This window comes from Neisseria sp. HMSC069H12 (assembly GCF_001812735.1).
In the GTDB taxonomy this organism is placed as follows: Bacteria; Pseudomonadota; Gammaproteobacteria; order Burkholderiales; family Neisseriaceae; genus Neisseria; species Neisseria subflava.
The window spans coordinates 1-22,697 of record NZ_KV810288.1; the positions used below are offsets into that span (position 1 = coordinate 1).

The 22,697-nt window shown below is 49.8% G+C and carries 25 protein-coding genes and 1 pseudogene; 7 read left to right on the forward strand and 19 right to left on the reverse strand.

Translation table 11 applies throughout. From position 1 onward, the window contains the following. Window positions 1-376, forward strand: a pseudogene (locus HMPREF2872_RS07680) (transposase); the annotation flags it as partial. A gap of 444 nt (window positions 377-820) precedes the next feature. Here the strand turns inward: HMPREF2872_RS07680 and HMPREF2872_RS07685 are convergent. Beyond that, a complete protein-coding gene (locus tag HMPREF2872_RS07685; RefSeq protein WP_168164758.1) occupies window positions 821-1,375 on the reverse strand; it encodes an acyltransferase in 555 nt (184 codons plus the stop codon). 308 nt (window positions 1,376-1,683) lie between these two features. On the opposite strand from HMPREF2872_RS07685, the gene HMPREF2872_RS07690 reads away from it, so the two are divergent. The 3 genes from HMPREF2872_RS07690 (at window position 1,684) to HMPREF2872_RS07700 (ending at window position 5,364) form a co-directional block, all read left to right on the forward strand. Further along, complete coding sequence (locus HMPREF2872_RS07690) at window positions 1,684-2,454, forward strand: abortive infection family protein (protein ID WP_070632784.1); 771 nt, start codon at window positions 1,684-1,686, stop codon at window positions 2,452-2,454. A gap of 94 nt (window positions 2,455-2,548) precedes the next feature. Next, window positions 2,549-4,822 (forward strand): Tex family protein, encoded by a 2,274-nt coding sequence (locus HMPREF2872_RS07695; protein WP_070632701.1) that lies wholly within the window; start codon window positions 2,549-2,551, stop codon window positions 4,820-4,822. Between the two features lie 200 nt (window positions 4,823-5,022). Continuing rightward, window positions 5,023-5,364, forward strand: a complete 342-nt coding sequence (locus HMPREF2872_RS07700) for a hypothetical protein (protein ID WP_003683849.1) — start codon at window positions 5,023-5,025, stop codon at window positions 5,362-5,364. Window positions 5,365-5,421: 57 nt separating this feature from the next. On the opposite strand, the gene HMPREF2872_RS07705 is transcribed toward HMPREF2872_RS07700, so the two are convergent. Beyond that, window positions 5,422-6,312 (reverse strand): LysR family transcriptional regulator, encoded by an 891-nt coding sequence (locus HMPREF2872_RS07705; protein WP_070632703.1) that lies wholly within the window; start codon window positions 6,310-6,312, stop codon window positions 5,422-5,424. Window positions 6,313-6,440: 128 nt separating this feature from the next. Here HMPREF2872_RS07705 and HMPREF2872_RS07710 point away from each other — a divergent pair, with 128 nt between their 5' ends. Next, complete coding sequence (locus HMPREF2872_RS07710) at window positions 6,441-6,836, forward strand: DoxX family protein (RefSeq protein WP_070632706.1); 396 nt, start codon at window positions 6,441-6,443, stop codon at window positions 6,834-6,836. A 15-nt stretch (window positions 6,837-6,851) separates the two neighbouring features. Then, window positions 6,852-7,457 (forward strand): nitroreductase family protein, encoded by a 606-nt coding sequence (locus tag HMPREF2872_RS07715; RefSeq protein ID WP_070632708.1) that lies wholly within the window; start codon window positions 6,852-6,854, stop codon window positions 7,455-7,457. A gap of 110 nt (window positions 7,458-7,567) precedes the next feature. Here the strand turns inward: HMPREF2872_RS07715 and cysS are convergent, their stop codons facing one another. The 16 genes from cysS to rpmE form a co-directional block, all read right to left on the reverse strand. After that, window positions 7,568-8,989 (reverse strand): cysteine--tRNA ligase, encoded by a 1,422-nt coding sequence (cysS, locus tag HMPREF2872_RS07720; protein ID WP_070632710.1) that lies wholly within the window; start codon window positions 8,987-8,989, stop codon window positions 7,568-7,570. 143 nt (window positions 8,990-9,132) lie between these two features. After that, window positions 9,133-10,347 carry a Tle-like phospholipase domain-containing protein gene (locus HMPREF2872_RS07725; RefSeq protein ID WP_070632711.1) on the reverse strand — a complete coding sequence of 405 codons (1,215 nt, stop codon included), beginning with the start codon at window positions 10,345-10,347 and terminating at the stop codon, window positions 9,133-9,135. Window positions 10,348-10,349: 2 nt separating this feature from the next. Next, on the reverse strand, window positions 10,350-11,024 hold the full coding sequence (locus HMPREF2872_RS07730; RefSeq protein WP_003683730.1) for a hypothetical protein: 675 nt from the start codon (window positions 11,022-11,024) through the stop codon (window positions 10,350-10,352). A gap of 83 nt (window positions 11,025-11,107) precedes the next feature. Further along, window positions 11,108-12,256: a GTPase ObgE gene (gene obgE / locus HMPREF2872_RS07735; protein WP_070632714.1), complete on the reverse strand. Its 1,149-nt coding sequence runs from the start codon at window positions 12,254-12,256 to the stop codon at window positions 11,108-11,110. Between the two features lie 143 nt (window positions 12,257-12,399). Next, entirely contained in the window at window positions 12,400-12,888 is a 489-nt protein-coding gene (locus HMPREF2872_RS07740; RefSeq protein WP_070632716.1) for a peroxiredoxin family protein, read from the reverse strand. Further along, complete coding sequence (locus HMPREF2872_RS07745) at window positions 12,885-13,268, reverse strand: acyl-CoA thioesterase (protein WP_003681810.1); 384 nt, start codon at window positions 13,266-13,268, stop codon at window positions 12,885-12,887. Before HMPREF2872_RS07745 ends, HMPREF2872_RS07740 begins: the two co-directional genes overlap by 4 nt. After that, on the reverse strand, window positions 13,268-13,630 hold the full coding sequence (locus HMPREF2872_RS07750; RefSeq protein ID WP_003681812.1) for a hypothetical protein: 363 nt from the start codon (window positions 13,628-13,630) through the stop codon (window positions 13,268-13,270). The genes HMPREF2872_RS07745 and HMPREF2872_RS07750 overlap by 1 nt, the downstream gene beginning before the upstream one ends. Window positions 13,631-13,744: 114 nt before the next feature. Beyond that, a complete protein-coding gene (locus tag HMPREF2872_RS07755; protein WP_070632718.1) occupies window positions 13,745-14,569 on the reverse strand; it encodes an MlaA family lipoprotein in 825 nt (274 codons plus the stop codon). Beyond that, complete coding sequence (locus HMPREF2872_RS07760; RefSeq protein WP_036493932.1) at window positions 14,566-14,844, reverse strand: STAS domain-containing protein; 279 nt, start codon at window positions 14,842-14,844, stop codon at window positions 14,566-14,568. The genes HMPREF2872_RS07755 and HMPREF2872_RS07760 overlap by 4 nt, the downstream gene beginning before the upstream one ends. A 63-nt stretch (window positions 14,845-14,907) precedes the next feature. Then, a complete protein-coding gene (locus HMPREF2872_RS07765; RefSeq protein WP_070632720.1) occupies window positions 14,908-15,498 on the reverse strand; it encodes an MlaC/ttg2D family ABC transporter substrate-binding protein in 591 nt (196 codons plus the stop codon). A gap of 32 nt (window positions 15,499-15,530) precedes the next feature. Beyond that, window positions 15,531-16,025: an outer membrane lipid asymmetry maintenance protein MlaD gene (gene mlaD / locus HMPREF2872_RS07770; RefSeq protein WP_049329454.1), complete on the reverse strand. Its 495-nt coding sequence runs from the start codon at window positions 16,023-16,025 to the stop codon at window positions 15,531-15,533. Between the two features lie 49 nt (window positions 16,026-16,074). Continuing rightward, the gene (mlaE, locus tag HMPREF2872_RS07775) at window positions 16,075-16,851 is read right to left on the reverse strand and encodes a lipid asymmetry maintenance ABC transporter permease subunit MlaE (RefSeq protein WP_003683792.1); all 777 of its coding nucleotides are present in this window, start codon (window positions 16,849-16,851) and stop codon (window positions 16,075-16,077) included. Between the two features lie 65 nt (window positions 16,852-16,916). Beyond that, window positions 16,917-17,717, reverse strand: coding sequence for an ABC transporter ATP-binding protein (locus tag HMPREF2872_RS07780; protein WP_070632722.1), 801 nt, complete (start codon window positions 17,715-17,717; stop codon window positions 16,917-16,919). A 222-nt stretch (window positions 17,718-17,939) separates the two neighbouring features. Beyond that, the gene (locus HMPREF2872_RS07785) at window positions 17,940-18,857 is read right to left on the reverse strand and encodes a hypothetical protein (protein ID WP_070632723.1); all 918 of its coding nucleotides are present in this window, start codon (window positions 18,855-18,857) and stop codon (window positions 17,940-17,942) included. Window positions 18,858-18,965: 108 nt separating this feature from the next. After that, the gene (locus HMPREF2872_RS07790) at window positions 18,966-20,624 is read right to left on the reverse strand and encodes an ArnT family glycosyltransferase (RefSeq protein ID WP_070632725.1); all 1,659 of its coding nucleotides are present in this window, start codon (window positions 20,622-20,624) and stop codon (window positions 18,966-18,968) included. A gap of 235 nt (window positions 20,625-20,859) precedes the next feature. Continuing rightward, entirely contained in the window at window positions 20,860-21,075 is a 216-nt protein-coding gene (gene rpmE, locus HMPREF2872_RS07795) for a 50S ribosomal protein L31 (protein ID WP_003681847.1), read from the reverse strand. A gap of 281 nt (window positions 21,076-21,356) precedes the next feature. Here rpmE and HMPREF2872_RS07800 point away from each other — a divergent pair, with 281 nt between their 5' ends. Further along, on the forward strand, window positions 21,357-21,890 hold the full coding sequence (locus HMPREF2872_RS07800; protein ID WP_070632727.1) for an acyltransferase: 534 nt from the start codon (window positions 21,357-21,359) through the stop codon (window positions 21,888-21,890). 61 nt (window positions 21,891-21,951) lie between these two features. Here HMPREF2872_RS07800 and HMPREF2872_RS07805 read toward each other — a convergent pair whose 3' ends face one another. Further along, complete coding sequence (locus HMPREF2872_RS07805) at window positions 21,952-22,416, reverse strand: four-helix bundle copper-binding protein (RefSeq protein WP_070632729.1); 465 nt, start codon at window positions 22,414-22,416, stop codon at window positions 21,952-21,954. Window positions 22,417-22,697: the final 281 nt, after the last annotated feature.

The following is a 22,697-nucleotide window of genomic DNA, read 5'->3' on the forward strand; positions in this document are numbered from 1 at the left end:
CACATCACTCCCGCCAATACCCATGAGTGCAAACACCTATCGCCTTTGTTGGAAGGATTACCCAAAGGTACGACCGTCTATGCCGACAAAGGCTACGACAGCGCGGAAAACCGGCAACATCTGAAAGAACATCAGTTGTTGGACGGCATTATGCGCAAAGCCCACCGCAACCGTCCGCTGACGGAAGTGCAAACCAAACGTAACCGATATTTGTCGAAGACCCATTATGTGGTCGAACAGAGCTTTGGTACGCTGCACCGTAAATTCCGCTATGCCCGGGCGGCTGATTAAAGTGAGTGCGCAAAGCCATCTGAAGGCGATGTGTTTGAACCTTTTAAAAGCCGCCAACAGGCTAAGTGCGCCTGTAGCTGCCTAAAAGGCAGTCGGATACCTGATTAATCAGGTATCCAAGGGGGATTAAGGAGATATTTGAGTAGAATCAGTGAATATTTGAAACAAAAACAGCCGAAAATCTGTGTTTGGATTTCGGCTGTTGGAGGAAAGGCTTTTTTGCAAAGGTCTCAGGCCGTCTGAAAGTGTTCAAGACGGCCTATCTATATTTTAAAGTATAAATTATGAATTGTTTCAGTTGGAAATTGATGGGTTGCTTACACTCTTATGCAAAACGGCTTTTATCTTCTGCCTGAAAGGATTGTTTTAGGATTTCGGATTATCAAGAACTATGTTGTCGTGCCATTCGTCATTTTTAACAATACCTAAAATCCTAAAATTGATCTTCAGGCAGAAAAGGAAAAGTGTAAAAAAAAACGCTAGGATTTCTTATATATCCGGATAAGCAATTTCATCTTCTGCGTATGGATTATTGAGCAAAAGAGGGCGGCACCACTTTTGCAGGCACGCCAGCCAGTACACAGTTTTCAGGAAACTGTTTCTTGGCTAGAGAAAATGCCCCCAACACACAACCGTTACCAATATGTGCACCACCTAACACGGTTGCGCCATAGGCTAGCCACACATGGTCACCGATAAAAATATCTTTGGAACGGTTGAGTCGTTTGCCGGTGTCTAAATCATAGATACCATGCGAATCATCGGTACGGATTTGGTTGTTGGTAGCCAGTATACAATCATTGCCGATATGGATATTGGTTTTTTCGGCACAAGTTACATAAACGGGATTGGTGCTAGTTACGCCATTACCAATTTTAATGTTGCAATCATGGCCAACACGAAATGTGCCGAAAATACCGGCTTTTTCTCCAATGCTGAAGGTTCCGTTATTGCCTTTAAATTCAATAAAAGTATTTTTTAAGGCTGAGTTGTTGTGTAGCACAACACGATTATTTTTACCGAAAAATTGGACTTGTACATTATGCAGGCTTATTTTTCTCAACCTGTGGTGTAAACAACGCAACGTGTTCCTACACTTAAAGCTTTGTTTCTTAAATCCGCAGAGTATGCCATGGTTAGACCTTCAAAGTTGAGTATTGTACTATTTTATTTTTAATTTACTATAATCACTTTTTCAGACGACCTTCCCTACACCATATCTCGAAAATTATTACCTTGAGCAAACGAGATATACTACTCAAATAAAACCTTTTAGCACAAATATCTCGTCAGATAGGAATAGACAATATTGCCACGCTTAAAGCGTTGAGGCTTTACTGTATATTCAAGCCGCCTGAGGTGAATAGACTAAATGAACAAATAGGTATAAAAATGCAAGATTTATTAATTCAAGCGCAAAGTCTACAAAATTTATTAATTTCTCGTGCTACTGGTGGAATTACATCCGTCAACGAAAGGGAATCAAATGCACAATATTTGCAACTAAGGCAATTATTTATCTCAAAAAAAGGGTTTGAAAAATACATTCCAAGTTTTTTAATTACATGCAGAGATTTACATCAATTTTGGAATGAAATAAAAGCACCACGATTTGAGACATATGCGGAACGTAGAGAGTTTATTTATAAAGAATTTGAACCATTATTGAATTTTATAGAATTTAGTTATAGCAAGACTTGTCCTTCTGATGAATTAATCAATCAAAGCATTAAAAAACTCGATGCTATACATATAGAAAATGCTTGGAAAAAGGCTCTCGAAAGACGGATTGATGACCCAGAAGGAGCAATTACATCTGCACGAACACTGATAGAAAGTGTATGCAAATATATCTTAGATGAAGCAAAAATTACTTACGATAACAGACAGGATTTACAAAAACTGTATAAACAAACAGCCGAATATCTCAACCTTGCACCATCACAACATACGGAAGATATTTTCAAGCAAATACTAGGTGGCTGCACTGCTACCATTGAAGGATTAGGTGCATTACGAAACCGTTTAAGCGATGCGCACGGTAAGGGAAAAATAGGAGTTAATCCCAAGCCCCGTCATGCACAATTAGCCGTTAATTTATCAGGAGCACTGGCAATTTATTTACTTGAAACTTGGGAACACAAACAAAATCCTCAAAAATAACCTTTCAGGCTACCTGAAAATTTCATTTCAACCTGCACCCCAAAAAGCAGCCTGCACCCATCAAAAGGACCCTGCACCCATCAAAAGGACCCCCATGAACATCACCCAAATCCTCTCTCAAGAACTCTCTGCCACCGCCGCGCAAATCACCGCTGCCGTCGAGCTTTTGGACGACGGCGCGACCGTGCCGTTTATCGCCCGCTACCGCAAGGAGGCCACGGGTGGGCTGGACGACACGCAGTTGCGACAGCTTGCCGAGCGGCTGCAATACCTGCGCGAGTTGGAGGAGCGCAAAGCCGTTGTTTTAAAAAGCATTGAAGAGCAAGGCAAGCTTTCAGACGACCTCAGGGCGCAAATCGAAGCTGCCGACAACAAAACCGCGCTGGAAGACCTGTATCTGCCCTACAAGCCCAAACGCCGCACCAAAGCGCAAATCGCGCGCGAACACGGTTTGCAGCCGCTGGCGGACGTGTTGCTTGCCGAGCAGCCGCAGGATGTGGAAGCCGCCGCGCAAGGCTACCTGAACGAAAATGTTCCCGACACCAAAGCCGCGCTGGACGGCGCGCGCGCGATTCTGATGGAGCAGTTTGCCGAAGACGCGGAACTCATCGGCACGCTGCGCGACAAGCTGTGGAACGAAGCCGAAATCCATGCGCAAGTCGTTGAAGGCAAAGAAACCGAAGGCGAAAAATTCAGCGATTATTTCGACCACCGCGAACCCGTCCGCGCCATGCCCAGCCATCGCGCGCTGGCGGTTTTGCGCGGTCGCAACGAAGGCGTGTTGAACATCGCGCTCAAATTCCAGCCCGACGACACGCCGATTACCCAGCAAAGCGAATACGAGCAAATCATCGCCCGCCGCTTCAAGGTTTCAGACGGCCACAAATGGCTGCGCGACACCGTGCGCCTGACTTGGCGCGCGAAAATCTTTTTGTCGCTGGAACTTGAAGTCTTAGGTTGTCTGAAAGAAGCCGCCGACACCGACGCGATTACCGTGTTCGCCCGCAATCTCAAAGACTTGCTGCTCGCCGCGCCCGCCGGACGGCTGACCACTTTGGGCCTCGACCCCGGCTACCGCAACGGCGTGAAATGTGCCGTAGTGGACGATACGGGCAAGCTGCTGGATACCGTTATTGTCTATTTGCATCAAGAAAACAATATGTTGGCAACGCTGTCGCGCCTGATTAAGCAGCACGGCGTGAAACTCATCGCCATCGGCAACGGCACCGCCAGCCGCGAAACCGACAAAATCGCGGGCGAACTGGTGCGTGGAATGCCCGAAAGCAGCCTGCACAAAATCGTCGTTTCCGAAGCCGGCGCGTCGATTTATTCCGCGTCCGAACTGGCGGCGCGCGAGTTCCCCGACTTGGACGTTTCCCTGCGCGGCGCAGTGTCCATCGCCCGCAGGCTGCAAGATCCGCTCGCCGAGTTGGTCAAAATCGACCCCAAATCCATCGGCGTGGGGCAGTATCAGCACGACGTAAACCAAAGCCAGCTCGCCAAATCGCTGGACGCGGTGGTCGAAGACTGCGTGAACGCCGTCGGTGTGGACGTGAATACCGCCTCCGCCCCGCTCTTGGCGCGGATTTCCGGCTTGAATCAAACCCTTGCCCAAAACATCGTCGCCTACCGCGATGAAAACGGCGCGTTCGACAGCCGCAAAAAATTGCTGAAAGTACCGCGTTTGGGCGAAAAAACCTTCGAGCAGGCGGCAGGCTTTTTGCGGATTAACGGCGGCAAAGAGCCGCTGGACGCGAGCGCCGTCCACCCCGAAGCCTATCCCGTCGTCGCCAAAATGCTGGCGCAACAAGGCATTACCGCCGCCGAACTCATCGGCAACCGCGAGCGCGTGAAGCAAATCAAAGCATCCGACTTCACCGACGAACGCTTCGGCCTGCCGACTATTCTGGACATTCTGTCCGAGCTGGAAAAACCCGGCCGCGACCCGCGCGGCGAATTTCAGACGGCCTCATTTGCCGAAGGCATCGACGAAATCAGCGACTTGCAAGTCGGCATGATACTCGAAGGCGTGGTTTCCAACGTCGCCAACTTCGGCGCGTTCGTGGACATCGGCGTCCATCAGGACGGCTTGGTGCACATCTCCGCCCTGTCCAACAAGTTCGTCCAAGACCCGCGCGAAGTGGTGAAAGCCGGCGACGTGGTGAAAGTGAAAGTGCTGGAAGTCGATACCGCCAGAAAACGCATCGCGCTGACCATGCGCTTGGATGACGAACCGGGCGGCGCAACCAAAGGCAACAGGTCGTCTGAAACCCGACATCAGGAACGCCGCGACCGCAAACCCCAACGCAACGACCGCGCCCCAACCAATTCGGCGATGGCGGATGCGTTTGCGAAGTTGAAGCGTTAAGGTAGAAAACCAATTGAAGGCCGTCTGAAAAGTGATGTTCAGACGGCCTTTATCGTATGGGGCGAATGAGATAATTGGTGGAATGGATATAGTAATGCGCCCGTTGAATGTTACCGATACATTTTGTAGTGGGTATCTGCAAATAAGCGTATAGTTCCAAATATTACAAATCCATCATCACAACCCAAGGAGTTCAAACCATGAAACCTGTTTTGTTTGCCGCGTTGATTTCCTGTTTCTCCGTTGCTGCGTATGCGGCCTGTACCGACAGCCAGCAGCAGTGCGTGATTTATAAAAACGGCAATGTTGCGACAGAAGGCGGCTGTACGGTCAGCAAGTGTCAAAGTGCCGATGCACAAGTGTTGAAATGGAAGCTGAAAAACGGCAAAGGCGTAACCGTGGAAATCGGAAAAAACGGTAAGGTTTTGGTGAACAAGAAACCGGGTGCGAAAGCGAACAACAGCAATGCGTCAGGCATGGGTTTGACATGCTATGCCGCCGATGCGGACAAACGCGAACAGTTCTGCTCGACCAATTATTGATTGGATTGTTGCTTTGATTAAAGGCCGTCTGAAAAGTGTTTCAGACGGCCTTGATGTTTATCCTTCCGATATTTTTTCATTGAGAAAGTCGATAAAGCTGCGTACTTTCGCGCTGAGAAAGGCCCTGTCGACATAAGTGGCGTTCAGTTGGTCTGCCCAGATGGTGTAATCGGGCAGGAGTTGGATCAATGTGCCGTCCTTCAATTCCTGCTGAACTGCCCAAAGGGGCTGATAGCCTATGCCTGCGCCTGCTTTAATCAGCTCGCGGATCATCAATGTGTTGTCGCTGCGGATAACCGGGGAGAGATGGAGAATGGCTTTTTCTGCGGTAGCGCGGTGGGTAATTTCCTGGTCTTGTTGACTGGTATAGGAAGGCAGGATGGCTTGGTGCTGCATGACGGCTTCGGGTGTATCGGGTGTGCCGTGTCGGGCAAGATAGTCGGGGGCGGCAAGCAGAACGAACTCGATTTTGGCCAGCGGTTTGACGATCAGCGAAGAGGAGGGGGTTTTGGAAACGCGCAAGGCGAGATCGAAGCCTTCGGCGATAAGGTCGATATGGCGGTTGTCGAGGACGAGGTCGAGCGTGACTTTGGGATAACGCTGGCGGTATTCGGCCAACCATGCGCTCATATTACCGCCTGCAAACCACAGGGGCATGGTTACGCGCAACATACCTTGCGGCGTGTCGGCGCCGCCTGCCGCTTTTTGGGCGGCGGTGTCCAAGGTATCCAGCGCGTAGCTGCATTGGCGGTAGTATTCTTCGCCTGCTTCGGTCAGGTGGAGGTTGCGGCTGTTGCGGTGTAAGAGCTTGGCTTGAATGGTGTTTTCCAGATGGCTGACGTGTTTGCTGGCCATGGCGGTGGAGATGTCGAGCTGATTGGCGGCACGGGTAAAACTGCCGCTTTGAACCACTTGGCGGAAAACTTTTAGGCTGAATAGGGTATCCATGATTTCTTATTAGGAAACGTTGTATCAATAATTTTAGTATATATCTCTTACTGGGAATTATCTATACTGCACTTATTGAAATTGCTCCCTACCTCTTTCAGGTAGCCATTAAAATAAGGATTATTAAGATGTCAGCCCTCAAATCATTCCAACCGGTTGTATTGTCTGTCTTGCGTATTGTTGCGGCGTATCTGTTTTTGCTGCATGGCACAGCCAAGTTTTTCAGTTTTCCGATGTCCATGGGCGGCGCACCTGAAGGCTTGATGCTGGTGGCCGGTATTTTGGAAATTGTCGGCGGTATCTTATTGATATTGGGCCTGTTCACCCGTCCGGCCGCGTTTATTTTGTCCGGTCAGATGGCTGCCGCCTATTTTATGGCACACGCGTCTTCTGGTAATGTTTTGTTCCCATTGGCCAACCATGGCGAATCTGCCGTTTTGTTCTGTTTTGTGTTCCTGTATCTGGCAGTAGCCGGCGGCGGAGCGTGGGCTTTGGATAACGTTTTTGGTAAAGATAAAGATTAATTTAAGGAAAAGATCATGACTTATTCTGTTTTGCAACAAGCTGCTGAAACCCGTCGTTCTATCTATGCATTGAACAATACCCTGCCTCTGTCCAATGAGGAAGTAACCAAAATCATCGAACACGCCGTTTTGCATACGCCGTCTTCTTTTAATTCGCAATCTGCCCGAGTGGTTGTATTGTTTGGCGAAGAACATGCCAAAGTGTGGCATTTTGTCGAAGAAGCGTTGCGTGCAATTGTTCCTGCCGAGCAGTTTGAAGCTACTGCACAAAAACTGAATTTGTTTAAAGCAGGCGCGGCGACAGTTTTGTTCTTTGAAGATCAAGATGTTGTCAAAGGCTTGCAAGAGCAGTTCCCATCTTATGCGGCCAACTTCCCGATCTGGGCGGATCAGGCAAATGCCATGGTTCAATATGCTGTTTGGACAACATTGGCGGCTGCCGGTGTCGGCGCCAATCTGCAACACTACAATCCGTTGCCTGATGCGGCCATTGCCAAAGAATGGAACTTGCCGGAAAGCTGGTTGTTGCGTGCGCAAATGGTGATCGGCGGTATCGCGGCTCCAGCCGGTGAAAAAAACTTCCAACCCATCGAAGGCCGTCTGAAAGTATTCGGCGCATAAATGAAATGATGTTTTACATAAAGGGCGCGATGTTTGCGCCCTTTTGGAAATAGCAAAATAAAAGGCCGTCTGAAAACAGTTTCAGACGGCCTTTTATCTATGCCATGAAATCAACCGCGGCGCCAAGTCGTACCGCCGGCATTGTCTTCCAGAATGATTTTGTGTTCGTTCAGAAGGTCGCGGATGCGGTCGGATTCCGCCCAGTTTTTATCCGCGCGTGCCTGTTTGCGTTGGGCGATCAAATCGTCGATTTCCTCGTTGGACAGGCCGTCTGAAACAGCACCGCCTTGCAGGAATTCAATCGGATCGCGTTGCAACAGGCCGATGATACCGCCCAAAGCTTTCAGGCAGCCGGCGAGGTGCGCATCATTGGTTTTGTTCACTTCGCCTGCCAGTTCAAACAACACGGCAACCGCTTCGACCGTACCGAAATCGTCGTTCATGGCGGCGTAGAAACGGCAGGTGTAGTCGTTGGCGTTTTCAGATAAATCAAACTCAGCCGCTGGTGTGTTTTTCAATGTGGTGTACAGACGGGTCAGCGCACCTTTTGCGTCGTCCAAATGCGCGTCGGAGTAATTCAACGGGCTGCGGTAGTGGGCGCGCAGGATGAAGAAACGCACGACTTCAGGGTCGTATTGTTTCAACACTTCGCGGATGGTGAAGAAGTTGCCCAGCGATTTGGACATTTTTTCGCCGTCCACACGGATGAAGCCGTTGTGCAGCCAGTATTTGACGTGGCTGGCGATGCTTTGACCGTGGTGGGTTTGCGCGTGGTCGTGGCCGCAGGTATGACCGCTGGCACCGACGCTTTGGGCGATTTCATTTTCATGGTGCGGGAACTGCAAGTCCGCGCCGCCGCCGTGAATATCGAAAGTATCGCCGAACAGGTTTTCACTCATGGCGGAGCATTCAATATGCCAACCCGGACGGCCGTTGCCCCAAGGGCTTTCCCATGCCGGCTCGCCTGCTTTAGCCGCTTTCCACAACACAAAATCAAGCGGATCGCGTTTGAAACCGTCCACTTCTACACGCTCGCCTGCGCGCAGGTCGTCTAACGATTTGCCCGACAATTGTCCGTAAGCGGCAAACTCGCGCACGGCATAGTAAACGTCGCCGTTTGCGGCAGAATATGCCTTGCCGTTTTGAATCAGGGTTTCAATCATGGCAATCATTTGCGGAATATTTTCCGTTGCCTTCGGCTCAATATCCGGACGCAACACACCCAAAGCATCGGCATCTTCGTGCATAGCCTGAATGAAACGCGCGGTCAGTTCGCCGATGGTTTCGCCGTTTTCAGCCGCACGGGCAATGATTTTATCGTCGATGTCGGTGATGTTGCGCACATAAGTGAGCGGATAACCGCACTCGCGCAACCAACGGGCAATCATGTCAAACACAACCATCACGCGGGCATGGCCCAAGTGGCAATAGTCGTAAACGGTCATGCCGCAAACGTACATACGCACGTTTTTAGGGTCGATGGGGGTGAAGGGCTCTTTTTGGCGGGTAAGGGTGTTGTAGATGGTGGTCATGGGAGAGTTTTATTAATTAAATAATTTATTTTTAGGCTTCCTATAGAACTAAAATTTTAACCTCTTCCTTGGTCATTTGATTTTTGAGATTTTTAGGGAAAAGATAAATTAAAGTTCTAAAGGAAGTTTAGTAGAAAATTAAATTAGCCGAATGATCGAGAAAAGACTCTCTGTTGCTCTTCATGCTGGAACGCTTGACTCTTCTCAGCTACTAATTCTTGTTGTCTATCTTGGTTTAGCGCTACATTTTGACGGATTTTTTCGTCAAAAAGAGCAACCTGCTCAGGATGTTCTGCAAGTACCCTTTGAGCATATGAACCATCAGTATCATTGATAAGGCCTCGCAGCATACCTTTGACTTCATCATACTTAGATTGTGGTCTTTTTGTGGCAGAGGAAGCTGAAGCAAGATTATTTATAGTATCCTGCTCTTTTGCAAGAAGATTACTATTAGTTGCTTCGTTGGCAAAAAGTCGGGCAAATTGGTCTTCTGATATGTTTGAATTCTCTGAAAGGTTTAATGTTTTTTTACCCCAGTTAATGGCATCATTCATTATATCTTTTATAAATTTAATATCTTTTCCTACTTTTCGAGCTTCTTCTTCAAATTCTGTGCGGAATTCTTTAATCAGTTGTATATTATCTAAGGCAAAGGTATGGTCTTCAGTAGATAAACCACCATTTTTGAAGTTGTTGAGTCCATGACTGTAGCCAGCACCAGTTATTGCAACTGCCCATGTACGGTTTGGGGCTATGTTCAATTTGCCAAAGCCACCTAGATACAATACTATCTGTTCAGTTTTATTCAGGTAATGTTTAACATTACCTAAATGCGGACTGGCAGCGCTTACGGGATCCATACCGCGGACGTGGTTTGTGATTAATTGGGCATTAGATTGTTTACCTGGTTGTTTTTCTTGCAGATTAGCCGCACCGTAGGCGTTGAATGTTTCGGTTCTTTGGCCATAATTGTAGCCGCACAATTGTGCTAGAGCTCCGCCGAGAGAGTGTCCTGACTGGTGAATTACGGCTCCTGGATAACGTGTTTGAGTTAATGATATAGCTATTTCTGTCAATTTCTTGGCATCGGGATATTGATTGTTTCCTTGATTGACTGCCATGCCTAAATCGGTCAGTATATCTGTGGCTTTTGTATTTTTTTCGGGCCATGTACCTCTATGAGTAACAACTAGTTCATTGGTGTCTTTTCTGTATAGGACATAGCCGTCGTAGCCAGATTTAGTATGGAGAGATTTGACAACTTCATATTCTACATTATCAATTCCTCGAATATGTTGACCTTCTTTTAGATTTTTATAAGCTAAATCAGCAGTTGCAAGATAATTTTGCGTTTTCATATTTAGGCTCTCCGTATTTCAAGTTCAATACTAAATGCATCTTTTAAATCAATGCCTCTTTGTTGCGCTTGTTCTGCTGTAACTCCACTGGAAACAAGACCAGTTTCACTATCTAACCAAGTAGCAATTGGATAATCTGCTTTTTGGTGATAGTAGATTAAGTTTGCTGTTGTACCTTTTTCTGCCATATTTTTCCATACGGTATCGTCAATATATGCTGAAAAAAGGGTACTTTTTTTATTGTTATCAGCTTTGAATTCTAGAGAAACACCATAATTTTCCCACAAACACACTCCCTGACCAAAATAGTCTTCATTCAAAGGCCTGTCGGTATAAAATTCCCCTTGATAAACTGTATCGCTGATTTTTTTTAAGGTAAATTCAGGTTGGTAAACTGCATACGCGGTTGCGCCAGCTGCACGGTTGGTGGTAATCATACAATTCTTTGCATCATAGTTTTCTACCAGTCTGGAAATTTCAAATTTTCCTGGTGCATTTTTAAACGTAACCGTCAATTCGTATTTTTGATGCTTTTTCGGATTCTCCGTTACAACAGGGTCACTTTCTGCTTTGGGCAGTCCGTGAAAGTCATAAGCTGAATCAAACATTTTTCCATCCTCCAAGTTGCAGGCTGATAGCAGAATTGCTGAGCCTATTAAGGTTAATACTTTTTTCATTCCAAAATCCTTTCTGGGTTCGTAATTTTATTAAAAAATTACATCTTTCGGATAGTCTAAACCAAATTTAGACTACTAAAAAATTATTCAGCCTTAAGAATTTCCGTATTTGTTTTAGGTTGTTTTTCTGTGGTTTCTATTTCAACCTGATCCGCTTCGGCTTTTTCAGCTTCGATGCGTTTTTTCTCGGTCAGGTATTGGTTGATTTGGTGTACCAATTCCTGCGTACCTTGGTGGGTCAGGGCGCTGATTTGGAAGAGGCGCGGGGTTTCCATGTCGAATTGGAAGCGGTCGTCTGGTTTCGGGTAGTCCCAGCCGATGGCTTCGAGGAAGGCGGCGCTACGCGCTTGGGCTTCTTCTTCATCGAGCATGTCGAGTTTGTTCAGCACCAGCCAGCGCGGTTTGCCGTAGAGTTCTTCGTCGTATTTGCGCAATTCGTTGATGATGGCAAGGGCTTCTCCGGCGGGGTTGACGGTTTCGTCGAAGGGCGCCAAATCGACGACGTGCAGCAGTAAGCCGGTGCGTGATAAGTGTTTGAGGAAGCGGTGGCCGAGGCCTGCGCCTTCTGCCGCGCCTTCAATCAGGCCGGGGATGTCGGCCATGACGAAGCTGTGGTTTTCGTCGATGCGCACGACGCCCAAGTTTGGATGCAGGGTGGTGAAGGGGTAGTTGGCAATTTTGGGACGTGCGGCGGATACGGCGGTAATCAGGGTGGATTTACCGGCGTTGGGCATGCCTAATAAGCCGACATCGGCGAGGACTTTGAGTTCGAGTTGCAGGGAACGGGTTTCGCCTTCTTCGCCGGGTGTGGATTGTTTCGGGGCGCGGTTGACGGAGGATTTGAAGTGGATATTGCCCAAGCCGCCTTTGCCGCCTTTGGCTAGGCAGACGCGTTGACCGTGATAAGTGAGGTCGGCAACGATTTCGTCGGTGTCGAGGTCGCGGATGAGGGTGCCGACGGGCATTTTGAGGACGATGTCGTCTGCACCTGCGCCGTAGCGGTCGGAGCCGTGGCCTTTTTCGCCGTTTTTGGCTTGGTAGCGTTTGACGAAGCGGTATTCGACGAGGGTGTTGGTGTTTTCGTCGGCTTCTGCCCAAACGCTGCCACCTTTGCCACCATCGCCGCCGTCAGGGCCGCCGCGGGGTACGAATTTTTCGCGGCGGAAACTGGTTGCGCCATTACCGCCTTTGCCTGCGGCGACTTCGATTTTTGCTTCGTCGATAAATTTCATGATGTTCTCTTATGGGTATTCGGTTGTTTCAGACGGCCTTTGTTAATAGAGGAGCTTGGTGTCTGAACGGATAAAATGTTGCTTATTATAAAGGATATTTCGGTTTTAGGCCGTCTGAAATATGGTTTCAGACGGCCTTGGATTTATTGGGCGAGGGCTTGGTCGATTTCTTGATAAAGTTGGGAGAAATTGGGTTCGCCGACGTAGGTTTTGAGGATGTTACCGTTTTTGTCGATCAGGACGGAAGTAGGGTAAACCTGTGTGCCAAAGGCTTTTGCGGCAGTTTTGTCGGCATCGTACATGACGGTGAAGGGAATGCCGTATTCTTTGACGTACTGATGGACGCTCTCAATAGGGTCAATGGGCTGGGCAATGCCGAGGACTTGGAAATTTTTGCCTTGATAGTCTTGGGCGGTTTTGATGATTTTAGGCATTTCGCTCACGCAGCCGGGGCAGGAGGGAAACCAGAAGTTAATGAGGGTAACTTTGTCTTTTAAATCGGCGTTGGTAATGGTTTTGCCTTGCAGGTCGGGCAGGGCGAAATCAGGGGCGGCTTTGTTGCTGGGGATAAGGACGAAGGTAAGAAGCGCGCCAATCGTGGCAATGACAAGGAGTGTGAGTATTTTTTTCATGATTCGAGGTTTTGAATTGCGTGTGCTAAGGTTTGGGGAACGCTGATGCTGCGACCGCTTTCGCTGCTGACGGGCATAAGGGTAACTTCGGCTTCGATGGCGGCTTTGCCGTTGGGCAGAGTCGCGGTTTGGCTGAGGATGATGTGGCGTGTGCCAATGTCTTTCAGACGGCCTGTAAAGGTTAAAACATCGCCTTCAAGCGACGGGCGGCGATAGCGGATATCAACGCGTGCAACAACGAGCATGATGCCTTTGAGTTCGGACAGAAGGTCATGCTCTTGAAAAAACGTCCAGCGCGCTTCTTCGAGAAATTCAAGATAGCGCGCATTGTTGACGTGGCCGTAGCCGTCGAGGTGGTAGTTGCGGACGGTCAGTTTCATCAGTTGAGATTGATGGGTTGGAACTCTTCGCGTGCGATGGGTTCGTGTTCGAGGTCGGTAATCACGGTGGAGAGTTGGATGTCGAACCATTCGTTGAAAATGTCGGCGTCCAAATCCGGCCATTCGCTTTCGTCTTCGCACCAGTCGGCCAGTTCGGCAGCAAAAATGTCTTCAAAGCGTGCTTCGATCTCGTCCCATACTTCGTCGGCGGTTTCGCACGGGCGAACGAGGTAGGAATTGGCATCGGCTTGGATATCTTCAAGCGTCAGGCCGTCCAAGTGATTGCCGGGCAGGGATTTCAGCCAGTTCCAAAAAGGATCGAGGGGGATAAGCAGGAAGACGCTGCGGTTGACTTCGTACATGGTGTTTTCCTTGGTTTCTGTATAGTTGAATGATATAGCAAAGGTGGTAGACTGGCTATCTTTTGGGGGATAAAGGCCGTCTGAATTTCAGACGGCCTTTATTTTTGGGAATAATCAGGGGTTTTCTGATGGTGTTTGATACAGGGTTTGGGGATTGGCTGTATCAGGGATTTCTGCCGGAGCGGATTGGGGTGCTACCGGTTCGGAAGTGGTGTTGCTGTCCACCAAGTCATCGATGTCGATATTGTCGTCTTCGCTTTGAGGGAGCGTGCCGCCGGTTTGTTGGGTGCGGACTTTCATGTAAAGGTCGCGTGTGTAGCTGTATTTGTCGATGGCTGCTCCTTCGAGGCTGTCGGTCAGGTCGAGCAGTTCTTCACGGGTGTTGATGGCTTGCAGGCCGGTTGTGCCCCAGCGTCCTGCGCTGGTGTGGAAGACGGCGTTTTTAACCGGATAGACGGTGGTGACGGCGTTGCCGACGGTATCGCGTACGGTAGACGGGCCGAATAGGGGGACGACGAAGTAGTTGCTGTTTTTCCAGCCCCATGAGGCGAAGGTGTCGCCGAGGGTGTTTTTATTGTTGGGTACGCCGCCTGCACCGGCTACGTCGATTAAACCGCCAAGGCCGAAGGTGGTGTTGATGCCGACGCGGACGAGGTCTTCGCTGGCGCGTTTGACGTCAAGGCGCAGAACATTGCTGCCGAAGCTGACGACATCGCGCAGGTTGTTGAAGAAGTTGCTCACGCCGGTACGCACCGGTTTGGGCGTTACTTTGCGATAACCGCGTGCGACAGGGGAAAGGACGTATTTGTCTGCTTTGTCGTTGAACTTGGAAACGGTACGGTTGTAGCCTTCGTAAGGGTCGGCCGGATTGCGTTCGGCCAGTGCGGGAGCGGAGGCAAGGCTGATGAGGAGGCAGAGGGAAGCGGTGGTTTTTTTCATGATTGCAACCAGTCTTTGATTTCGTAAAGTTCGGCCAGTGCGCGGACGGAATCGGGAATATTTTGAATGGTCGGTTTTTTGTCTGTCCGGCGCAGAGCGTTGAGCAGCAGGGAAACGCAGGCTGAATCTGCTTTGCCTACTTGGCTGAAGTCTATGCTGTCTGTTTCTTTCAGACGGCATTGTTGTTCGTAGCGCGCAAAGGCGGAGGCAGTCAGGGTTTTGACGGTAACGTCGCCGCTGATGTAGAGCGTGCCGTTGCGGATTTCTGTTTGCATGGTGTCTTTATGATGTAAGGCACCATGCCGTCTGAACATCAGGAGGCATGGTGCAGGGGTGGATTATTTACCGCCGTTTTTGGCTTTCAAATCGGCAATCAGGCCGTCGATGCCTTTGGCTTTGATGGTTTCGCCGAATTGGTTGCGGTATACGGTAACCAAGCTTGCGCCTTCGACTGCGACATTGTATGCGCGGTATTTGTTGCCGCTTTGGTAGGTGGTGAAGTCCATGTTGACCGGTTTTTGGCCGGAAACGTTGATTTCGGCGCGGACAACGATTTCTTTACCGCCTTTGTTTACGACAGGGTTGTCTTTGATGTTGACCTTGGCGTTTTTGAATTTCAGCATGGTGCCGGAGTAGGTGCGGATCAGCAGGGTTTGGAACTCTTTGGTCAACGCTTGTTTTTGTGCGTCAGTCGCAGTACGCCATGGGTTGCCGACGGCCAAAGCGGTCATGCGTTGGAAGTCGAAGTAAGGGATGGCGTAGGCTTCAGCTTTTTGGCGTGCGGTGTTGGCCTCGCCGCTGTTGAGGATTTTCAGCACTTGAACGGAGTTTTCACGGACTTGGTTGACTGCGTCGGCAGGAGAGGCAAATGCCATGCTGATGCTCAATACGCCGATGCTCAATGCGCTGATGAAGGAAGTTTTTTTCATGGGAGTGTCCTGAATATTGGGTTGATATGTGTTTATTGTTTGTTTTGACCGGCAGATTCACTGTCTGCGTTTTTTTCGGCAAAGCTGGTCATGAATTTGCCGATAAGGTTTTCCAAAACCATGGCGGAGCTGGTGACGGTAATGGTATCGCCTGCCGCCAAAGAATCAGTATCGCCGCCTTGTTGCAGGCCGATGTATTGTTCGCCCAACAGGCCTGAAGTCAGGATTTGTGCGGAAACGTCGCTGCTGAACTGATATTGGCTGTCCAGATTGAGGGCGACTTTTGCCTGATAGGATTTAGGGTCGAGCTGAATGGAGGCAACACGGCCCACCAGTACGCCTGCGGATTTGACCGGAGCGTTGGTTTTCAAGCCGCCGATGTCGCTGAAATCGGCATAGACGGTGTAGGTTTGAGAGGATTTGCCGAACGATTGTCCGCCGGCGGCGCGGAAGGCGAGAAAGCCGATAGCGGCCGCGCCCAGTAAGACAAACAGCCCTACCCAAAATTCCAAAGCATTTTTTTTCATGTGCTATTGTCCTTGTTTCATTCTTTTTAAGTGTCGTTTCAGACGGCCTTTAGTCGGTAAACATCCATGCGGTCAACATGAAGTCGACAGCGAGGATGGTCAGGGCGGAAGACACTACTGTGCGTGTACTGGCACGCAAAATACCTTCGGAGGTTGGTACGCAGTGGAAGCCCTGATGTACGGCGATTAACGTAACGGCTACGCCGAAAGCGGCGGATTTGATTAAGCCGTTGAGTACGTCGTAATGGAAGGTGATGTTGTTTTGCATTTGCGACCAGAAAATACCGCCGTCCAAACCCAGCCATTCGACGCCGACCAAATACGCGCCGTAAATACCGGCAACGTTGAAAATCGAAGCCAGCAAAGGCATGGAAAACACGCCCGCCCAAAAGCGCGGCGCAACCACACGTGCCACAGGGTCGACCGCCATCACGTTCATTGCTTCAAGCTGCTCGGTGGTTTTCATCAAGCCGATTTCGCTGGTCATGGCACCGCCCGCGCTGCTGGCAAACAGAATAGCTGCCAATACGGGACCCAATTCGCGCAACAGGGAAGCGGCAACCATATAGCCCAAAATATCGGCGGATTTGAATTTTGCCAGCTGCGTATAGCCCTGCAAGCCCAATACCATGCCGACAAACAGGCCGGAGACGGCGACAATCAGGACAGACAACACGCCTGCAAAGTAAACCTGGCGGATGCTCAGGCGCGGACGGGCAAACGCCGTACCTGATTTGGCCAGGATCTGCAGGAAAAACAGCGTAATGCTGCCCAGCGATTGGATGAAGCCGAGGGTTTTTGCCCCGACGGAACGGATAAAATTCATAGGTTTCAGTTGATTGGTTAAATGGTTTTCAGACGGCCTTGTTTAAGTTTCAGGCCGTCTGAACATCAGCCCAGCAAGTCTTGTTTTAAAGTCGTTTGCGCCGGATAGCGGTAGGCGACAGGGCCGTCTGCCAAACCGCCGACAAACTGGCGTACCCAAGGCGAGTCGAGTTCGCGCATTTCTTCGGGCGAGCCGGAGAACATGATTTCGCCGTGTGCCAAGAAAATGACTTGATCGACGATTTCCAGCGATTTTTCAATATCATGCGTTACCATCACGCTGGTTGAGCGCAGGGCTTTGTTGGCACGGCTGATGAGGTGGGCAATGACGCCTAGAGAAATCGGGTCGAGGCCGGTGAAAGGCTCGTCATACAACATGATTTCAGGGTCGAGCGCAATCGTACGTGCAAGGGCGACGCGGCGCGACATACCGCCGGAAAGCTCGGAAGGCATCAGGTTTTCAACACCACGCAAACCGACTGCATTCAGTTTCAACACCACCAAATCGCGGATGACCGCTTCGGGCAAATCTGTCAGCTCGCGCATGGGGAAAGCGATGTTGTCGAAGACGGATAAGTCGGTGAACAATGCGCCGTGTTGGAATAAAACGCCCATGCGGCGACGGTGTTCGTACAGCTCCTGCGCCGAAAATGCGGCCAAATCGCGCCCTTCAATCAGCACTTTGCCCGATTGCGGGCGGATTTGACCCGTAATCAGGCGCATCAGCGTGGTTTTACCGCTGCCCGAACCACCCATTACGGCGGCGAAATTGCCTTGTGGAATGCTGAAGTTGATATTGTTCAGAATAGGACGGTCGCCATATGCGAAGGCAACGTCTTTCATTTCGATGAAGGGTGTGGAACTCATGCAGGAGAGGGGTGTCAAAAAATGTATTTTAATTACGGGTATTGTAAAGGGTATTGGATATTCGGGCAATTTTCAGACGGCCTGCGCTTAGGAATAACGGGTAAAAACGTGTGAAAGAATGCAGAAGCGTTGGTGGCACGGTCGTTTTGCAGCGTGTTGTGTCAAACATACAGACAGCTGTGTAGGTATATAAAGAGGCGGGCAAACATACCCGCCTTATTTTTAATATTTCTGCAAACCTTCTACCTTGATTTCTTTTGCATTGGCATTGATGAAGGCTTGAGTCGCTTTCATCGTGGCTTGGATGCGCGGATCGTTCCAACGCACGATTTGGTTGTTTTCATCGCGCTTGTCCGACCAGATAATCACACCGTCGGTGTATTTTTTGCTGATTTCGAGCATTTTGCGCCAGCGGACGGGGTCGATGAATTGTTTGAAATAAGGACTGTTGGTGGCCGAATAATATTGCGGCCAGATGTAGCCGATGATTTTTTTGTTGGGAAAGCGTTGGTGGATGTCGTCAACGGCGGTTTTCACGTCTTTTTCCCATTGCACCAAATCGGGGGAAGTGATGTAGAACACAGGATTGGCATAGTCGCTGATGGCGGCGGTAGGCGCACGGCGTTTGCTGACTTGCCGCCATTTAGCCAAAATGGCTTCGTTGTCAACGTTGGGGCGGTAGTGGCGGATGCCGTGCAGGTGTTCGGAAGGCATGCCGTAGTTGCTGATGATGGCGCGCGGGTTTTCTTCTCTGAAGATTTGGTACATCCGCGCGAAGTCGGTTTTCAATTCGTCGGGTGTCAGCAGCTGGCCGTCTTTTCCGGCAAACCAGCTTTCGATGTCGGTAGAAATGGTGCGGTAGCCTTCTCGGCGCGATTGCTTGGCCAATTCGCGGATGCGCGCTTCGTTGAGTACGCCGTGTTTGCGTTTGCCCGTCGGATCGGGTTTGACCAGCTCGCTTTCGTAAACCAAGAACACTTTGGAGAGTTTGTCGGCGGTCAGGTCAGGTTTATCGACGTAGTCCATGCGGTCGTAGATGATGAAATCTTTGGCATAGGCGGAGAGGGCGGTCAATAAGAGGACGAGGGGCAAAAGGCGGTTGGGTTTCATATTTTTAGGCAGATAAGGGAAAAAGGCCATTGTACGGGAAGCGGTGTTAAAGTGAGTCAAAGGCCGTCTGAAAGGATAAAAGTTCTTTCAGACGGCCTTTGTTGCACTGGGAATGTTCAGTTTTGAGGCTGGTGTGATTTATTGCGCCGCAGTTTTTTCCAGCAATAGGAAAGTCTCGGCTTTGTTGCGCGGTCTTGCGCCTTGCCACAAGGTTTGCCAACCCGAAGGTGCGCCGATGTTGGCGGCTTGGCGGATGAGGCGGTAGCGGCAGGACGGGTTGTCGGTCGTGGTTTTAATATGGCTGTATTGTGTCCACGCGATGCGTGTGCGCTGGTCTTGGCCGTCGATGCTGATACATTCGAGGCCGTCTGAAAGTTTCTGTTTCAATTCGGAAGAAAGCGCGGCTTCCATTTGGTGAACCACCGGCGCATGGCTTTTGGCGGCGTTGAGCCACGGTAAAAACAGGGTCATCAGCAAGGCCCAAGCCAAGGTAACGCCGGCTGCCCAGTTGGTCACGGCTTGGCGGCCGCGGATGTTTTTACGCGTAATCGCCCAGAACCACAACGGGGTAAACAGCAGGGCGACGGCCATCGGAATCGGGTCGATGTCGGGGATGTAATACGGGCTGAAATAGGCGGCGCGTTCGGCCAGTTTGGCAGGCCAGCCGTAGTTCATGGCAAAGAAGCCCAGCCACAGGAAGACGGCAATCAAACCAAATGCCATGATGCCGAACCAGTTGATAAATGCCGCTGCGCCGCGACGCAGGCCGTCCAATTGTGCCGCGCCGAGCAGGGCGAGCGGCGGCAACAGCCAAACGAGGTTGTCTTGCAGGCGTTGCGGGTTGATGGCGAGCAGGGCTGTCATGATAACCAGCCAAGACAGGCTCAGAATGCCCCAGTTTTTATCGTGGATACGCGTGCGGCTGAGCGTCCATGCCGCCAGTGGCCAAGCAGGCAGGGTAAACCACAGCAGGTTTTTCAGATAATAGGGCAGGCTGAAGGCCGTCTGAATCTGATGGAAGCCGCCGAATACGCCTAAGGAATAATGGTTGAACCAAATATCAAACCATTCGGGATTGGTTTTGGATAAAACCAGCGGATACAGAATCAGCAGGGGCAGGGAAACGACGATGGCGCCAATCAGAGTCAGCAGATAGCGTTTGCTTTGCCAAGTGGAATGGAACGACAGGGAAAGTGCCAAAAACATCATGGCCGCGGTCAGCAGGTAGCCTGAGGAAAGGGAGAGTAAAACCCAGCCGCCGCACAACAGTAAAATGGCGATAATGACGCGGCAGCGTGCCAGTGAAAAGCCGCACAGAATCAATCCAAATGCGGCAAAAGCGGCCGACATGGGATTGAGGAAGTGGGCGATGGGCAGCAAACCGATGCTGCCGATAAGGATTAAGACAACGCTGCGGCCGTGGTGTCTGCCGAGAAAGTTGAAACCGGCAAAACCGCAGGCTGTCAGTCCGATGGCGGTAAATACCACGCCGGCAAAACGCGCGGCATCATAGGCATCGGCCGCCCAAGGTGAAAACAGGGTTTGGAATGCAGTTGCCGCCCACAAAAAAGCAGGGGAGATGGTGAAATCGGGTTGGCCGAAGATTTGTGCAATCAGCAGGCTGCCGCCGTTTTTCATGGACTCGGAGGCGGTAAAGAGAGAGGGTTCGGCAGGGTTCCACAAGTCATGCGAGAACACGCCCGGCCACAGCCAGGCAAAGGCCATCAGCAGCAGAAGCCATGGTTTTTCATGGGTTTTTTGGGGGCGGCGCGGATCGGGCGGTGTGTAAGTCAGCATGGAAGGTCAAAAAACGGTTGGTTTGAATAGCAATGGTACAGGGTTTGACGGGTTTGCGCGATATGCCGGACCGGAGAGCTTTGTAAAATAATGCTTACGGCTCGTTTTTATCGAATATTGGGAATGATATGGCATTCGGTTGATGACAAAAGGCTCAGGCCGTCTGAAAGAAATGTTTCAGACGGCCTGAATGCAAAAAAGACTGCACGAAGCAGTCTTTTTGACAAAGCGGCAATTAGCGTTTGAACAGGTTGCCGAATTTGTTGTTGAATTTGTCCACACGACCGGTAGTGTCGACGATTTTTTGAGTACCGGTGTAGAAAGGGTGGCACAGAGAGCAAACCTCAACGTTGAAGCTGTCTTTTTCCATTGCGGATTTGGTCACGAATTTGTTGCCGCAAGAGCAGGTAACGTTGATTTCGTGGTAGTTCGGGTGAATACCTTGTTTCATTTGATTTCCTTTCGATTAAGCGGGCACAGGGGTTTTGCCTGTACTTCAGTTAAGCGTGGGATTTTCGCTATTTTTGGCTGTTTCGTCAAGAGGATATTTTGTATGCAGGGCAGTTTCGCAACAGACGAGAACAGTTTAGAATAGAATCTCAAACCAAATATTATGCGGTCAGATTGTAATCTAACTGAAAAGAGGATGTAAAACCTCCTCTAGATGTGAAACTTTAAGAAGAATAATAGTCTGAATAATATTTACGCTTGTACGAACAGGAGGCGGAATTAATGTGGAAAAGGATATTGACGTGCATTTTGCGTGTTTGGGGAGGGATGTTGCCTCCGTCTTATTGCAAACCATTCGGCAGAATTGCGCAAAAATTCCGTGCTGCTTTGGCTGCGTGCATTTCTCCAAACATCGGTAAAAACGTCAATATTGAAAAAGGTGGATACGTTTTTCCGGATACAGTAGTCGGCGATAATTCGGGTATCGGCGTAAATTGCGAAATCTGCCACGGTTTGACCCTCGGCAAGAACGTGATGATGGGGCCGGAATGCCTGTTTTATTCGATCAACCACAAATTCAACCCTGAAACCCGCCGCTTTGAAGGTTATACAGATATCAGCCCGATTGTGATTGAAGATGATGTTTGGATTGGTCGGCGTGCGATTATCATGGGCGGTGTTACCATCGGCAAGGGCGCGGTAATCGGTGCAGGTTCGGTGGTCACCAAAGATGTGCCGCCTTATTGCGTGGCTGCGGGCAATCCTGCAATTGTTCGGAAAAAACTGCTGAATGAGCAAGAGCTTGCAGCCGAATAGCATGAACAAAATAGCAAAATAAAAGGCCGTCTGAAATTCAGACGGCCTTTTTTAATATTGATTAAGCGGCAATTTTTTCGCATTCTTTAATGCAAGCCAAGCAAGATTCGTAGCAGGCTTTGCATTCAGCGTGGTGGCCGGCGTGTTCTTTGCAGGCGGCAGCACATTGTTTGCAGGCTTCGATGCACACTTTTGCCAAAGACGGGGTCAGGCGTGAATTTTGGGCAGCGAGGTTTTGCAATGTGCCGCACAGTGCCAACATTTGGTTAGCACCGGCTGCGCAGTCTTTCATGGAGGTATCGCCTTCGCTCAACAGGGCGATGCAGTGTGCCAGACAGATTTGACCGGCTTCAACGCAATGTGCAGCCGCTTTGCGCGCAGCTTCATAGGCGCGCGGTGCAGAATGCGCGTGACCAGCATGACCAGCATGGTGTGCATGGCCTGCATGGTCGTGAGCGCGAGCGAAAGAAGCGGCGGCGGTGAGAGAAACAGCAGCAGCGCTGCCGATAAATTGACGACGGTTCATAAGATAGAGTCCTTTTTGCTTTGTGAAATGATATTACGAATAATTAAATCTATTCGATAACAATAGGTTAACATATTATTTGTTTATAAACAATAAAGGCTGCCCAAACTTTTAGGCGGCCTTTCTTTTAGATTTACGCGTTAGATTGATAGAGTTTTCTTTTCCTGAATCAGCAGCTTCAACAAAGTTGCCGCGCTGTCCAAGACCGTATCAATATATCCAAACATAAAAGGTTTTACTAATAAAAAGAAAAGGCCGTCTGAAAAATATTCAGACGGCCT